At 71.7% G+C, this 14,327-nt stretch carries 12 protein-coding genes; 2 read left to right on the top strand and 10 right to left on the bottom strand.

The annotated features are described in order from the left end of the window. Positions 1-42: 42 nt before the first annotated feature. Both AB0B98_RS25515 and tmk read right to left on the bottom strand, forming a co-directional pair. On the bottom strand, positions 43-1,305 hold the full coding sequence (locus AB0B98_RS25515; RefSeq protein WP_357365835.1) for a DNA polymerase III subunit delta': 1,263 nt from the start codon (positions 1,303-1,305) through the stop codon (positions 43-45). Further along, positions 1,305-3,404: a dTMP kinase gene (tmk, locus tag AB0B98_RS25520; protein WP_112677647.1), complete on the bottom strand. Its 2,100-nt coding sequence runs from the start codon at positions 3,402-3,404 to the stop codon at positions 1,305-1,307. Before tmk ends, AB0B98_RS25515 begins: the two co-directional genes overlap by 1 nt. A gap of 307 nt (positions 3,405-3,711) precedes the next feature. Between tmk and AB0B98_RS25525 the strand changes: the two genes are divergently transcribed. After that, the gene (locus AB0B98_RS25525; RefSeq protein ID WP_357365837.1) at positions 3,712-4,920 is read left to right on the top strand and encodes an amino acid deaminase/aldolase; all 1,209 of its coding nucleotides are present in this window, start codon (positions 3,712-3,714) and stop codon (positions 4,918-4,920) included. Positions 4,921-4,970: 50 nt separating this feature from the next. Here AB0B98_RS25525 and AB0B98_RS25530 read toward each other — a convergent pair whose 3' ends face one another. Next, positions 4,971-5,576, bottom strand: coding sequence for a TetR family transcriptional regulator (locus AB0B98_RS25530; protein WP_238668816.1), 606 nt, complete (start codon positions 5,574-5,576; stop codon positions 4,971-4,973). A gap of 226 nt (positions 5,577-5,802) precedes the next feature. Here AB0B98_RS25530 and AB0B98_RS25535 point away from each other — a divergent pair, with 226 nt between their 5' ends. Next, positions 5,803-7,119 (top strand): D-arabinono-1,4-lactone oxidase, encoded by a 1,317-nt coding sequence (locus AB0B98_RS25535; RefSeq protein WP_357365839.1) that lies wholly within the window; start codon positions 5,803-5,805, stop codon positions 7,117-7,119. A gap of 37 nt (positions 7,120-7,156) precedes the next feature. Here the strand turns inward: AB0B98_RS25535 and AB0B98_RS25540 are convergent, their stop codons facing one another. The 7 genes from AB0B98_RS25540 to AB0B98_RS25570 form a co-directional block, all read right to left on the bottom strand. After that, positions 7,157-8,257, bottom strand: a complete 1,101-nt coding sequence (locus AB0B98_RS25540; RefSeq protein WP_357365841.1) for a GDSL-type esterase/lipase family protein — start codon at positions 8,255-8,257, stop codon at positions 7,157-7,159. A gap of 16 nt (positions 8,258-8,273) precedes the next feature. Further along, a complete protein-coding gene (locus tag AB0B98_RS25545; RefSeq protein WP_357365843.1) occupies positions 8,274-8,513 on the bottom strand; it encodes a zinc-binding dehydrogenase in 240 nt (79 codons plus the stop codon). Further along, positions 8,513-8,812, bottom strand: coding sequence for a hypothetical protein (locus tag AB0B98_RS25550; protein WP_357365845.1), 300 nt, complete (start codon positions 8,810-8,812; stop codon positions 8,513-8,515). The genes AB0B98_RS25545 and AB0B98_RS25550 overlap by 1 nt, the downstream gene beginning before the upstream one ends. After that, positions 8,809-9,438, bottom strand: coding sequence for a TetR/AcrR family transcriptional regulator (locus tag AB0B98_RS25555; RefSeq protein WP_357365847.1), 630 nt, complete (start codon positions 9,436-9,438; stop codon positions 8,809-8,811). Before AB0B98_RS25555 ends, AB0B98_RS25550 begins: the two co-directional genes overlap by 4 nt. A 209-nt stretch (positions 9,439-9,647) precedes the next feature. Further along, a complete protein-coding gene (gene topA, locus AB0B98_RS25560; protein WP_357365848.1) occupies positions 9,648-12,479 on the bottom strand; it encodes a type I DNA topoisomerase in 2,832 nt (943 codons plus the stop codon). A gap of 437 nt (positions 12,480-12,916) precedes the next feature. Beyond that, on the bottom strand, positions 12,917-13,651 hold the full coding sequence (locus AB0B98_RS25565) for a hypothetical protein (protein WP_357365850.1): 735 nt from the start codon (positions 13,649-13,651) through the stop codon (positions 12,917-12,919). Next, positions 13,642-14,181, bottom strand: coding sequence for a hypothetical protein (locus AB0B98_RS25570; protein ID WP_357365852.1), 540 nt, complete (start codon positions 14,179-14,181; stop codon positions 13,642-13,644). Before AB0B98_RS25570 ends, AB0B98_RS25565 begins: the two co-directional genes overlap by 10 nt. Positions 14,182-14,327: the final 146 nt, after the last annotated feature.

A 14,327-nucleotide genomic window follows, 5' to 3' on the forward strand; every position in this document is an offset into this window, starting at 1 on the left:
TCGGGCCTGTCGATGCCTGTGGACAACGGCCGGAAGTGCGGGTCAGCCCTTCCAGAGGGCGAGCATCATCGCCTCGACCGCGATCCGCGGCTTGACGTTCGCCTCGATCGCCGCACGGCAGGCGAGCACGGCCTCCAACCGGCGCAGCGACCCCTCGGCGTCCCACTTCTGCGCGCCGGCGCCGGCCAGCGTGGCAGTGTCGGTGTGCACCGGGGCGACGGGTGCGCGCAGCGCAATGGTGAGCGCGTCCCGGTAGAAGCCCGCAAGGTCGACCAGCGCCCGGTCCAGTGCGTCCCGCTGGGCCCGGGTGGCCCGGGACTTCTGCCGCTTCTCCAGCTCCTTGAGCTGCCCGGCAGCGCCCCGCATGGCGCCGGCCGCGCCCCGGCCGGTGCCGCCCGCGCCGAGCGCGGTCTCCAGTGCCGCCCGCTCGGTGGTGTCGGCCTCGGTGACCGACGCCTCGGCCTCCGCCTCGGCCGCCTCGATCAGCGCGGACGCCGCGTCGAACGCCGCGCCGACACCGGTCAACCGGCGGGGCACCGCGAGCACCGCCTCGCGTCGTTTGCGGGCCTCCGGGTCGCGGGCCAGCCGGCGGGCCCGACCCACGTGACCCTGCGCGGCCGCCGCCGCCCACTGCGCCACGTCGGGGGCGATGCCGTCCCGGCGAACCAGCACCTCGGCCACCGCCTCGGCCGGCGGCTGCCGCAGGGGTACGACCCGGCAGCGCGACCTGATGGTCACCGAGATGTCGTCCGGGTGGGTGGACGGGGCGCAGAGCAGGAAGACCGTCCGCGGCGGGGGTTCCTCGATCGCCTTGAGCAACGCGTTGCCGGCGGCCTCGGTGAGCCGGTCGGCGTCCTCGATGACCACCACCTGCCAGCGCCCGCCGGACGGGGTGCTGGCCGCGCGGAGCACCAGCGCGCGCATCTCGCCGACGCCGATGGAGAGCCCTTCCGGCACCACCATCCGCACGTCGGCGTTGGTGCCGCCCATTGTGGTGTGGCAGCCGGGGCACTCACCGCAGCCGGTGCCGTGCACGCACTGGAGTGCGGCGGCGAACGCCCGTGCGGCGACCGAGCGGCCGGAGCCGGGTGGCCCTGTGAAGATCCACGCGTGCGTCATCCCGGCGGACGGGTCCAGCCCGCCGCTCACTGCGTCGTCGGCAGCGGACCCGTCACCGCTGACCGGGCCGGCCGCGACCAGCGCGGCGGCGCCAGCGCGCAGCACGGCGGCTGCCGCGGCGGCTGCGCGCCGCAGCTCGACCACCGCCTCGTCCTGACCGACCAGGTCGGCGAAGACGTCCGGCATCAGGTCTTGTGCTCCATCGTCACCAGCTCCGCGTCGGATAACTCAGGTTGCACCGAGGTGTCCGGGCCCTGCGCCGGCCGCGGGTGCACGATGCCGCCCGGCTTGCCGAGCATCTCCTCGACCCGCCGGACCACCAGCCCGGTGATCTCGTCGGCCGGCCGGGAGGCGTCGAGCACCAGGTAGCGCTTCGGGTCGGCGGCGGCGAGGTCGAGGAACGCGTACCGGACGCGCTCGTGGAAGGCGACCGACTCGGCCTCCAGCCGGTCCGTGCCGGTGTTGCGCGAGGCCACCCGGGACAGGCCGGTGCGCGGTTCGACGTCCAGCAGCACCACCAGGTCGGGCTTGAGCCCACCGGTGGCCCAGGAGGAGAGCCAGGAGACCTCGTCGACGGGCAGTGTGCGGCCGGCGCCCTGGTACGCCAGGGACGAGTCGACGTACCTGTCACTGATCACCACGCCGCCCCGGACCAGCGCGGGCCGGACGACGGTGGCCACGTGGTGTGCCCGGTCGGCGGCGTAGAGCAGCGCCTCGGCCCGGGGGGAGGGCGCGTCGTCGCCGGAGGTGTCCAGCACCAGCGACCGGATTCGCCGGCCGACGCCGGTGGCCCCCGGCTCGCGGGTGACCACCACCTCTCGGCCGTGCCCGCGCAGCCGCTCGGAGAGCGCGGTGAGCTGGGTGGACTTCCCCGCGCCCTCGCCGCCCTCGAAGACCACGAAGAGCCCGGCGGAGACGAACGGCTCGGCGGGCATCAGCGGACGGCCCCGGATGGAGCCCCACAGGTCGGCGAGGACCGGGACGCCCTTCTTGTCGTCCATCTGGCCGAACGCGCTGATCCCGGCGAAGATGCCGGCGGCACCGGCGGCGAGCAGCAGCAGTCGGGTGGAGGAGACGGAGATGCCGAGGTCGGCGATCTCCAGCTTGCGGGAGCCGCCGACACCGACCAACACGCTGCTCAGCCCGATGGCCAGGATCAGCACCAGTCGGGTGCCGATCTGCACCACAGCGAAGACCCGGCCGCGCACCTCGTCGGCCACCTCGCCGCCCAGCAGCGTGGTGCCGGCCAGGAAGGCCATCCCGGCACCGGCGCCGACCAGCACCGCGCCGACGATCGCCATGGACAGGTGGATGGCGAAGGCGAGGGTCATCACCGCGGCGCTGGCCAGCACGATGCTCATGCCGAACCAGCGGCGTCGGGACATCTCCTTGACGACCATCGGGCCGAGCCCGATGCCGAGCGCCAGACCGACGAAGATCGCGCCGAAGAGCAGTGAGAACGCCGCGTCGCCAGCGCCCAGCGAGTTGGCGAAGAACTTGGCGGTGCCGACCACGATGCCGCCGCCGGCGAACGCGCCGAAGATGCCCAGCACCAGGCCCCGGACCAGCGGGGTCTGGCCGATGTACTTCCAGCCCTCGGAGAACTGCCGGAACATGCTCTGCTCGGCACGCTCCGCCTCACCGCGCTGTGCCTCGCTGATCTCCTTGATCCCGAACGCCACCACCAGTGCCGTGGCGAGCCGGGAGAAGGAGTTGAACCAGAGCGCGAGCTGGGCCGGCTCGGCCCAGGAGGGCAGGTCGCCGCCGACGGCACCACGGACGCCACGGTCGAGCACGGCGAGGCCGATGGCGGCGGCGACGGGGGTGAGGCCGTAGGTGGTGATCAGGGTGAGCTGGTTGGCCGCTTCCAGCCGGGCCCGGGGGATCAGGTTCGGGACCGCGGCCTCCTTGGCCGGGATCCAGAGCAGGGTGAGCGACTCGATCAGGAAGGTGGCGATCAGCGCCCAGCCGACCACCAGGCCACCCGCGGCGCCGCTGAGGGCGTAGAGCGGAATGGAGGCGAAGAGCACGAAGCGCAGCAGGTCGCAGATGACCATCGTCCAGCGCCTGTCGAACCGGTCGGCGAAGACGCCGGCCACCGGGCCGAGCACCAGCGCGGGGAGCAACCGGATGGCGGTCACCCCGCCGAAGGCGGCGCCCTGGGCGGTGCTGCCCTGCACCTGCGAGGCGGCGAAGAGGGCGGTGGCCAGCAAGCCGAGCCAGTCGCCGAAGGAGGCCGCGCCGAGCACGATCCACAGCCGTCGGAAGGGCCGGATGCGCAGCACGGACCGGATCGCGGCATAACCGGACGGATCAGCCTGGCCGCCGTTGGGCTGCGTGGCGGCGTTGCCCGACTGGTCACCCGGGCGCGACACGCCGGGCGACTCGCCGCTGTTCTGGCTTTCGATGGCCGTACCTCCACGTGCCGGCCCATCGCTGGGCACCTCCGGTGCAACACTCTAGACCCGGTGGGGGCCACCCCCCGGGCGACATTCTCCTGCTCGCTGAGCCTAGGCCGCCGGAGGCACCGGCCGCAGCCCGGACGTACGCGAGGGCATTTCGCATTCTCCGTCGGACAGTTAGCGTGCACACGTGGCCATCGAAAGCGACAAACTTCGCGAGCGCCTGGATCGGGCGACTGCCCACCTCGACCCCCCGTACGCGGTGGTCGACCTCACCGCCTTCGACGCCAATTCGGCCGCCCTGGCCGATCGCGCCGCCGGAAAACCGGTCCGCCTCGCCAGCAAGTCGGTCCGCAGCCGCGAGTTGATCAGTCGAGCGCTCGCGCGGCCGGGCTGGCAGGGCGTGATGGCGTTCACAGTGCCCGAGGCGATCTGGCTGGTCCGCGCCGGCGTCAGCGACGACGTGCTGGTCGCGTACCCGAGCGCGGACCGGGCCGCCCTCGCCGAGCTGGGCGCCGACCCGACGCTCGCCGCCGCCATCACCCTGATGATCGACGGCACCGGCCAACTCGACCTCATCGACGCGATCGAGGCCCCTGGGCAGCGCGCCGAGCTACGGCTCTGCCTGGATCTGGACGCCTCCTGGCGACCGCTGCGCGGCCGGGTGCACGTCGGCGTCCGCCGCTCACCGGTGCACAGCGCGCGGGCAGCCGGCGCGCTCGCCGCAGCCGTCGCCGGTCGGCCCGGCTTCCGGCTGGTAGGGCTCATGTCGTACGAGGCGCAGATCGCCGGCCTGGGCGATGCGCCGCCGGGCAAGACACTGCTGGCCGGCGCGATCAGGCTGGCCCAGCGCGGGTCGTACCGCGAGTTGCTGGCCCGCCGTGGCGCGGCGGTCGCCGCGGTACGCGAGCACGCCGACCTGGAGTTCGTCAACGGCGGCGGCACCGGCAGCGTGGCCGCGACCAGCGCCGATCCCGCGGTAACCGAGATCACCGCGGGATCGGGCCTGTACGGGCCGACGCTGTTCGACGCGTACCGCGCCTGGCGTCCCACCCCTGCGGCGTTCTTCGCCTGCGCTGTGGTCCGCCGACCGACGCCGGAGCTGGCGACGGTGCTCGGCGGTGGCTGGATCGCCTCCGGCCCGGCCGCCGACAGTCGACTGCCCCGGCCGTGGCTACCGGCGGGGCTGAAGCTTGTCGGCACCGAGGGCGCCGGCGAGGTGCAGACCCCGCTTTCCGGAGCGGCGGCGGCCGGGCTGAGCGTCGGCGACCGGGTGTGGTTCCGGCACGCCAAGGCAGGTGAGCTGTGTGAACGGGTCAACGAGCTGCACCTGATCGAGGGGGACGCGGTAGTGGCGACCGTGCCCACCTACCGGGGTGAGGGGCAGGCCTTCCTCTGAGACCGGGCAGCCGCCCCCACCGCCGGCCGAGGCCCGCCCGCCGCGCCGACTCAGGCGGGTTGGGGCGCCTCGGCCTGCTTGCCGACGGGGGACCGGCCGTTGTCCGGGCCGTCGACCTGGCGGTGCAGGTACTCCCGGATCAGCGCCTTCGCCTCCAGCAGCACCCGCTCGTCGCCCTCGGACTTCCGGCGGAACGCGAGCTTGATCAGCGCGTCCGCCGCCTCGACCGCGATCTCCAGCACGAAGCGCAGCTTGGGTACGTCGGTGAGCCCGAAACGCTCGGTGAGCACCCGGGCCAACTGGTCGGCGATCACGCCGTTGTTGTCCCGCTGCTCGTCGAGCAGGTGCAGGTCGACCACGTCGCCGAAGTGCAGGGTACGGAAGCCCGGGACGGTGCGGTGCATGGTGATGTACTCGTCGATGCCCGCGTCGACGCCGTCCCACCAGTGGGTCATCTCGTCGGAGGCGAACCTCTCGTCGAGGCGCTGGAGGTAGGACTCCATGGTCCGCAGGGTCAACGCCTGCACGATCGCCCGCTTGTCCGGAAAGAACTGGTAGACCGACCCGATCGCCACCTCGGCCCGCTCGGCGAGCAGGGTGGTGGTCAGCCCCTCGTACCCCACCTCGTCGACGAGTTCGGCGCAGGCATCCAACATGCGCTGTACCCGCGCGACACTTCGACCTTGCACCGGTACGCGGCGCAGCGGCCCGGTCGTGGCGGCTGGTGTGGACACTCTGCGCCACCCCCCTTCGACGGATGAACATATCTCCACGTCACGAGTCCGTGACTACCGGTACAACGAGCGGATCGCAATTGCGGTATTTACCAGCTAGAACGTTCCTGATATGAAGTCAGTTCATATTCATGAATGAGGAGTGCGCATGGTCCGCACCGCATCGCTCGGGGCTGGATGGTCCAACTGGGCCGGGAACCAGCGTGGCAGCGCCAGCGCGATCCTGCGCCCCGGCTCGCCGACCGACGTCGTAGAAGCCGTCAGATCTGCCGCCGTCGACGGCGCTCGGATCCGGGTGACGGGCAGCGGCCATTCGTTCACCGCCGTCGCACTCGCCGACGACCGTCGGATGGACCTGTCCGAGCTGGACACCATGGTCAGCGTGGACGTCGCCCACCGACTGGTCACCGTGCCGGCGGGCATGACCCTGCACACGCTCAACGGCCTGCTCGCCCGGCACGGCCTCGCGCTGCCCAACCTCGGCGACATCGACGCGCAGACCGTCGCCGGGGCGATCTCCACCGGCACCCACGGCACCGGCGCCGGCTACGGGTGCCTCTCCACCTTCGTCGAGGCGATCACTCTGGTCACCAGCACCGGCGAGGTGCTGCGCTGCTCCGCCGACGAGCATCCCGACGTCCTCGCCGCCGCCCGGGTGTCACTCGGCGCGCTCGGCGTCCTGGTGGAGGTCACCCTGCGCTGCGTTGACGCCTTCGTCCTGCGCGCCCACGAACGACCGGCCGAGCTGGCCGACGTACTCGGCGAACTGCCCGAGCTGATCGGCCGGCACGACCACGTCGAGTTCTACTGGTTCCCGTACACGTCGCGGGTCCAGGTCAAGGCCAACGACCGGGTACCGGCCAACGACCGGCCGCTGTCCCGCTGGCGCGGCTGGATGGACGACGACTTCCTGTCCAACCGGGTCTTCGCCGGCGCCTGCCGACTCGGCCGGGCCGTGCCCGCGCTGGCCCCGGGGATCAGCGCGGTCTCCGCCCGCGCCCTCACCGAACGCCAGTACACCGGCCGCTCCGACCGGGTCTTCTGCACCCCGCGCCGGGTCCGCTTCGTGGAGATGGAGTACGGCCTGCCCCGCGAGGCGTTGCCGGAGGCGCTCGCCGCGCTCCAGCGGATCGTGGACGGCCTGCCGTTCAAGGTGCTCTTCCCGGTGGAGGTGCGGTTCACCGCCGCCGACGACATCTGGCTGTCGCACGGCTACGGCCGGGACAACGCCTACATCGCCGTGCACCAGTACGTCGGTATGCCGTACGAGCCGTACTTCACTGCCTTCGAACAGGTGGCCGCCGGGTTGGGCGGTCGCCCGCACTGGGGCAAACTGCACTACCGCGACGCCGCCTCGCTGGCCACCGCGTACCCCCGCTTCGCGGACTTCCAGGCCGTCCGCGACCGGCTCGACCCGCACCGCGTCTTCACCAACCCCCACCTGAACCACGTGCTCGGGGTCTGACGGCTCCCGTCGGCGCGCGCCATCGCGGTGACCAGCGCTAGAGCGCCAGGTCGTCCAGGTTCACCGCGTCGGCCATCGCCTCCGCGCCCCTGTCGTTCAGGTGCATGCCGTCACCGCTGTCCAGCGCCGGGTGGATGTGGTCGGGGGCGTGCGGGTCCGCGACAGCGCTCGCCACGTCGAAGACGGCGTCGAAGGCGTCAGTCGTACGGATCCAGTCGTTCACCTCGCGTCGGGTGGCGAGGCCCGCCGGTGTGCTGATCTCCGGGCCGGCGCCCGCGAAGGGGCCGATGGTGGCGGCGACGATCCGCAGACCGGCGCCGTGGGCGCGGTCGGCCAGCTCGCGGAAGCCCTCGACGAGGGCGTCGGCGGTGACTGGCGGCTCGCCCAACATGGCCGGCAGACCGAGGTCGTTGATACCGAAGTGGACCAGAACGTGGGTCAGGGCGGGGATGGAGAGAACGTCACTGTCGAAGCGCGCCAGCGCGTGTTCGCCGACGCCGTCGCGCAGGAGGCGGTTCCCGGCGATGCCCTGGTTGACCACCCACCCGCGCTTCAACCGCCGGTTGAGAACGTCGACGGAGCGACGGTTCGCGCCGACAGTGGTGCCGACTCCCTCGAACCAGGAGTCCCCGAAGGCCACCGCGACGGCGGTGTCCGGGGCGGTGAGCACGTCCACACCCGCTATGAAGAACCGGGCCTCGACCTGCTCCCCTCTCGGCAGGACGGGCACTGTGACCCGGTTGCCATCGGCTATCCGCGCGACTTCCACTGGCTTGTGGGAGTAGGTGGCCAGATCGGTCCGCTCCGGGAAGTAGAGGCTCACGACCAGATCGGCGCCGGCCGCGACGGGAATGCTGACCGGGTCGCTGACGGCTTCTTCGCCCGCCGGCACGACGCCGCGCTCGGCGCCGCCGAAGGTGAGGACCGCCCGCCGGTCGCCGACGGCGACAGTGGCGGCCCCGATGGTCAACGGAGTACGGCCGTAGCGGTTCGTCAGGCGTACGCGCAGAGCGTCACCGCCGCCGGCCAGGTGCAGCACCTGACGGACTGTCTGGTCGGCGAAGCGCCGGGGTTCGCCGAACTGGAGCTGCTCGTACGGGCTGATCACTGCGGTACGGAAGCCGGCTGTCCAGATCATGGTCGTTTCGGGCCCTTCAGATGTCCAGGACGACCCGGCCGCTGGCCGAGCTGTGTTCGGCCAACTCGTGCGCGTGTGCGATCTCCGCCAGCGGAAGACGGGCGGCGATGGGGTAACGCAGATCGCCGGCGACCAGCGCGGCTGTCAGCTCGCTCGCGGCGGCCTCGTTCGCTGCGCCTGGCCACGGGTCGGGTAGCTCGCCGACCTCGAGCACCTCGCGTGCCGGGCCCTGCCTGTCGTACCACGCGGCGCGCATCACGCACCCACCACGTCGGTCGTCGTGCCCTCCTCGGCGCTGATCACCGAGTCGATCAGGGAGAAGAACGTCTGGATGCCGGGCCGGTTCGCGCCCCGGCGGCGGGATTCGGCGTAGTCCTCGGACGAACCCCAGAAGACGATGTCCAGCCACTCGTCCGCGGCCAGCCGGATCAGCCGTGCGCCGAGGAAGCCGGCGCGATCGGCCTCGAAGTCGTGCAGCATCGCCGGCCGCGCGGCCAGCAGATCCTCCGCGCACTCGGCGGGGACGCGGAACCGGGTGATCTCGACGGTGGTCATCGTGCCTCGATCCGTTCGGGTGTGGGTTCGGAGTCGCTGACGCCCAGCATCAGTCTGAGCTGGGTCAGCAGGACGTCGCGGAAGTTCGCTGGCGCCGGCATGGGATGGTGCTGAACCCGCGAGACGATCAGACCGGCCAGCGCGGCGAGCAGGAGATCCGTCACCGCCTCGGCGTCGTGGGCCAAAGTGAACGCCCCCCGGGCGGCGCCCTCCCGAACGGCGGCCAGGAAGGGCTCCCGGTAGCGCTGCTGCACAGTGGCGCTGTAGTCGCGGAGTTCGTCGTCGCGCATCGAGGAGCGCCAGAACTCGACCAGGACCTGCCTTGTGCTCTCCGAGTTGCGCAGGCTCCGGTCCACCAGCGCGACGAGTCGTCGCCACGGATCGGCCTCGGCGGCGGACACCGCTCGCAGGGCCTCCACCTCCCGGTCGGTGAAGACCTGCATGGCCTCGATGATCATGTCTTCGCGGGAGCCGAAGTAGGTCTGGAGGGTGCTGATCGCCACCCCGCCGGCCGCTGACACGTCGGTGAAGCGGGTGTTCTCGTAGCCACGGGTCGCCAGCACGGCGGCCACGGCGTCGAGAACGGCAGCCCGCTTCTCGCCGCCCGCACGCCTCTTGCGGATCATCTCGACCTCGACGGGCACAGCTCGCAGATCGGCATGACCATACGGTACGGCGGTACCGGCGAAGCGACGAGCGGCACCACCTCAGCGTGATCGGAAACACCTGGACCACGGCCACAGCCGTAGATCTTGGACAGTTTCCGTTCAAAGAAGACGGAAACTGTCCAAGATCTGGAGCGCCGCGTCACGGATCAGAGCGGCCCGGACGGGAGTTACTCGGTGCTGGTAGCCGCCTTGCGCGGGGCGGCCTTCTTCGCCGGAGCCTTCTTCGCCGCCGTCGCCTTGGCAGTGGTGGTCTTCTTCGCGGCCGTGGACTTGCTGGCGGCGGCCGTCTTCTTCGTGGCAGTCGCCTTCTTCGCTGGCGCCTTCTTCGCCGCCGCCTTCTTCCGCGGCGCCGGACCCTTCGCCCGCTTCTCGGCCAACATCTCGGACGCTTCCTCGATGGTCAGCGCCTCCGGCGTCTGCCCGCGCCGCAGCGACGCGTTGAACTCACCGTCGGTCACGTACGGGCCGAACCGGCCGTCCTTGATCACCATCGGCTTCTCGGTCGCCGGGTCCACGCCCATCTCGCGCAGGGGCGGTGCCGCGGCTCGCCGTCCACGCGACTTCGGGGCAGCCAGCAGAGCCAGCGCCTCGTCCAGCGTGACGGTGAACATCTTGTCCTCGGAGTCCAGCGAACGGAACTCCTCGCCCTGCTTGACGTACGGGCCGTAGCGGCCGTTGTTGGCGAAGACCTCGACGCCGTCCGGCGCCACACCGATCAGCCGGGGAAGGCTGAGCAGCTTGAGCGCCTCCTCCAGGGTCAGCGAGTCCGGCGTCTGCGTCCGCAGCAGCGACGACTTCCGCTCGCCGCTTGACACGTACGGGCCGAACCGGCCGGACTTGAGCACGATCGGCTCGCCGGTGCCGGGGTCGTCGCCGAGCTTGCGCTCGCCGCTGCCGCCCAGGAACAGCTCGTGCACCTTCTCCGGGGTCAGCTCGTCCGGGGCCAGGCCCTCGGGGATCGGCGCCCGGTCACCCTGGGAGCCACCCTCCTCGCCCTCGGCGGCCGGTGCCGGCTGCTCGCCACCGGGCAACTCCCGTTGCAGGTACGGCCCGTAGCGGCCGACCCGCACGACGACCTCGCGGCCGTCGTCGTCGGTGAAGAGCGGGATGGAGTTGACGCTGCGGGCGTCGATGTCGCTGAGGTTCTCGGTGACCAGCTTCTTGAGCCCGCCGGAACGGGCGATGTCCTGGTCGCCGGCACCGTTGGAGCTGCCGAAGTAGAACGCCGTGAGGAAGTCGACAGCAGCGTGGTCACCGCCGGCGATCTCGTCCAGCTCGTTCTCCATCGTGGCCGTGAAGTCGTAGTCGATCAGGCGTGGGTAGTGCCGCTCCATCAGCCCGATCACCGCGAAGGCCAGGAACGTCGGGATCATCGCCTGGCCGCGCTTGGTGACGTACCCCCGGTCCTGGATCGTCTGCATGATCGACGCGTAGGTGGACGGGCGGCCGATGCCCAGCTCTTCCAGGGCCTTGACCAGCGACGCTTCGGTGTAGCGCGACGGCGGCTGGGTGTGGTGACCCTGCGCGGCCAGCTCGTCGGCGGTCAGTGGCTGATCCTTGACCAGGGTGGGCAGCCGGCGCTCGGCGTCCTCGGCCTCGGCGTTCTCGTCGTCGCTGGACTCGACGTAGGCGCGCAGGAAGCCCGGGTCGGTGATGGTCTTGCCGGTCGCGCCGAAGTCGGCCTCCTCCTGCGAGGTGGAGACCGCCCGGATCCGCACCGACACGCTGGAGCCGACCGCGTCGGTCATCTGCGAGGCGATGGTGCGCCGCCAGATCAGCTCGTAGAGCTTGAACTCCTCGGCGGACAGCTCCTTGGCCACCTCGCCCGGGGTACGGAAGTTGTCCCCCGCCGGGCGGATCGCCTCGTGCGCCTCCTGCGCGTTCTTCACCTTGCCGGTGTAGCGGCGCGGCTCCGGCGGAACGCTGCGCTCGCCGTACAGCTCGACGATCTGTCGGCGGGCCGCCGAGATGGCGGTCTCCGACAGGTTGACCGAGTCGGTACGCATATAGGTGATGTAGCCGTTCTCGTACAGGCGCTGCGCGGTGCGCATCGTCTGCTGCGAGGACAGGCGCAGCTTGCGGGCCGCCTCCTGCTGGAGGGTCGAGGTGATGAACGGCGCGTACGGGCGACGGCGGTAGGGCTTCTCCTCGACCCGGGTGACAGTGAACGGCCGTCCGTCGAGCCGGGCCGCCAAGCCACGGGCGCCGCTCTCGTCGAGGTGCACCACCCCGGCACCGGCCCGAACCCGACCGGTGGTCGGCTCGAAGTCCTTACCGGTGGCGATCCGGTCGCCGTTCAACGCGATCAGCGTGGCGTTGAAGTTTCGCGGCCCCTCACCGGCGTTCGCCACGGCGAGGGTGGCCAGGATGTCCCAGTACTCGGCGGTGCGGAAGGCCATCCGCTGCCGCTCCCGCTCGACCACGATGCGGGTCGCCACGGACTGCACCCGGCCTGCCGAGAGCCGCGGCATGACCTTCTTCCACAGCACCGGGGAGACCTCGTAGCCGTACAGGCGGTCGAGGATCCGGCGCGCCTCCTGGGCGTCGACCAGATCGCGGTCGATCTCCCGGGGGTTGGCCACCGCCGCCTGGATCGCCGGCTTGGTGATCTCGTGGAAGACCATCCGCTTGACCGGGACCTTGGGCTTGAGCGTCTCGACCAGGTGCCAGGCGATCGCCTCGCCCTCGCGGTCCTCATCCGTCGCCAGGAAAATCTCGTCGACTTCCTTGGCCAGCTTCACCAGCTTGCTGATCTGCTGCTTACGGTCGGCGGAGACGACGTAGAGCGCCTGGAAGCCGTTGTCGACGTCCACCCCGAGCCGGGCCCAGGGTTCCTTCTTGTACTTGGCCGGCACGTCGGCGGCGTTGCGCGGCAGGTCGCGGACGTGACCGAAGCTGGCCTCCACGACGTACCCCGGGCCAAGGTAGCCCGAGATCGTCTTGGCCTTCGCCGGTGACTCGACGATGACCAGACGGGTGGTTCCAGCGTTGCTCGGCACGTCTCTCCCCGACCTCACTCCTGCTCGTGGTCTGCCGGCGCCCGGACAGCGACCGCTTTCGACCCCGCCGTCGCACCGGCGGTCCGGATGTCCAACGTAACGCGCCGCCCGCGTTTCGGGTTTCGCGGGCCGCAAACCGCTTCGACGCGGCGGTCGACGCCGCCCCACCGCGCTCAGCACTGCCGGACGGCGCCACCGTACACCGTGGGTAGGGCTCGAAGCGGGTCACTGTGACGATGGCGGACCCACCACCGAGACCCGACCCGCCCGTTTTCCGCCTGGATCGACCCGCCCGCTGTCCGGCACCGGACACCCGGCCGGCACCGCCCAATCGCGTCGATCATGGACTTGTGGTGGGCGTTTTAACCCCGGAGGAGCAATACGTCCCCCACCACAACTCCATGATCGACGCGGGGGTGGGGGTTGGGGTGGCGCGGTCAGGTTGGCCAGGTGTTGGTTGGGGCTGCAGGCGGCGGCGCGCCGACCAGCTCGGCCAGCCGGGAGAGTCGGCGGCGGCCGGTGATCCGGTACGCCGGGCCGCCCTCACCCGGGCCGAGCAGCGTTCCAGCCAGCCCCGCCGAGGCGAGCGCCACACCGATCGACTCCCAGCACTCCTGGTCGCCGGTGCCCAGCCGTAACAGGAAGCAGTCCGGAGGCTCCGCCGTCCCGGCGGCGGCGAGCCACAGCCGCAACCGTCGACCGGTCAGGTGGAACGCGTCCGGCGGGCGTTTCGTCGTACCGTGCAGCCAGGCGGCCGCGAGCGGCTTCAAGACCCGGGTGTAGGAGGTACGAACGGCGTGTCGCGCGCCCTCGGTCGGCTCCCAACTGGCCGCCAGCCCACGCGACGCCAGCTCGGCGACGAGCACGTGCACCCGCCAGGCGGCGTCCACCTGCACCGAGAGCCGGGCGGTGCCGCCCATCCGGACCACCTCACCCGGCCCGGCGAGCAACCCGGCCAGGTCGGCGACTGTCGGTTCGGCCGCGTCCGCGCCGAAGAAGACAAGTTGCCGGCCCGCGTCGTCGGTCTGCTGGGGGGAGCCGTGCCGCGCCGGGCCGGCCTGCGGCGCGCCGCCGCGGCGTCGCCCGGGAGTGGGCGTGTCGGACTCGGGCGCGGGGAACAGCGCCGGGGGCGGCTGTGCCTTCCCGGTGTCACCGAGCCCGCTCAGCGACACTCCGGCACCTCGTCGAATGCCTGTTTCAACTCCTCGGAGTTGAGCTTGCTGGTGTCCAGCGCGCTGGCGTCGTACTCCTTGTTGAGGGTCTCCACGGCGGCCCGCACGCCGTCGTAGAAGGCTGCCGGCTCGCCGGTGGCCAGGCCGTCGATGGTGTCCCGGGCGCGACCGTACGCGTCCCGCATCTTTCCCAGGGAGCCACGGAAACCGGCGGAGATGGCCTCGCCGTTCTCCGCCTCCGGGATGCCCGCCTTCTCCACCTTGCGGCGCGCGGCCTCGCTGGCCTGCTCCGCCCCATCGAAGAGCCGCACCAGGTTCTCCTTGGCCTGCGCCGGCGTGGTCTGCGCGGTCATCTGCTCGTCAGTGCTGCTGGTCAGCTTGTTGATCTCGGAGCGCCACGGGGTGAGGGCACCGCAGACCGAGGCCGCCCAGGCCCGTGGGCTGGGACCCCCGCCGCAGCCGGCCAGGACGACGATCGTGGCCAGGACCACCGTGAACTTTCCGGCGGCAGACGCCCGGCACGTACGCATGCGTTGCAGCGTACGGCCTTTGGCCAGGTGTGGCATCGGGCCGGACGGCCGGGGTGCCCCGGGGGGGGGGGGCGGGGGAGCCGGGGCCCCCGCCCGGGCGGGGGAAGGGGGTGGGCCGGACCCGGGGGGGGTGGGGGGGGCCCCCC

It is taken from the genome of Micromonospora sp. NPDC048947 (assembly GCF_040649495.1).
Classification (GTDB): Bacteria; Actinomycetota; Actinomycetes; order Mycobacteriales; family Micromonosporaceae; genus Micromonospora; species Micromonospora alfalfae.

Bases quoted from the DNA above. Each gene is read 5' to 3' on its own strand.
- AB0B98_RS25550 (WP_357365845.1), bottom strand. From the start codon at position 8,812: ATGACCACCGTCGAGATCACCCGGTTCCGCGTCCCCGCCGAGTGCGCG.
- AB0B98_RS25545 (WP_357365843.1), bottom strand. From the start codon at position 8,513: ATGCGCGCCGCGTGGTACGACAGGCAGGGCCCGGCACGCGAGGTGCTC.
- AB0B98_RS25530 (WP_238668816.1), bottom strand. From the start codon at position 5,576: ATGTTGGATGCCTGCGCCGAACTCGTCGACGAGGTGGGGTACGAGGGG.
- AB0B98_RS25555 (WP_357365847.1), bottom strand. From the start codon at position 9,438: ATGATCCGCAAGAGGCGTGCGGGCGGCGAGAAGCGGGCTGCCGTTCTC.
- AB0B98_RS25535 (WP_357365839.1), top strand. From the start codon at position 5,803: ATGGTCCGCACCGCATCGCTCGGGGCTGGATGGTCCAACTGGGCCGGG.
- AB0B98_RS25540 (WP_357365841.1), bottom strand. From the start codon at position 8,257: ATGATCTGGACAGCCGGCTTCCGTACCGCAGTGATCAGCCCGTACGAG.
- AB0B98_RS25515 (WP_357365835.1), bottom strand. From the start codon at position 1,305: ATGCCGGACGTCTTCGCCGACCTGGTCGGTCAGGACGAGGCGGTGGTC.
- AB0B98_RS25570 (WP_357365852.1), bottom strand. From the start codon at position 14,181: ATGCGTACGTGCCGGGCGTCTGCCGCCGGAAAGTTCACGGTGGTCCTG.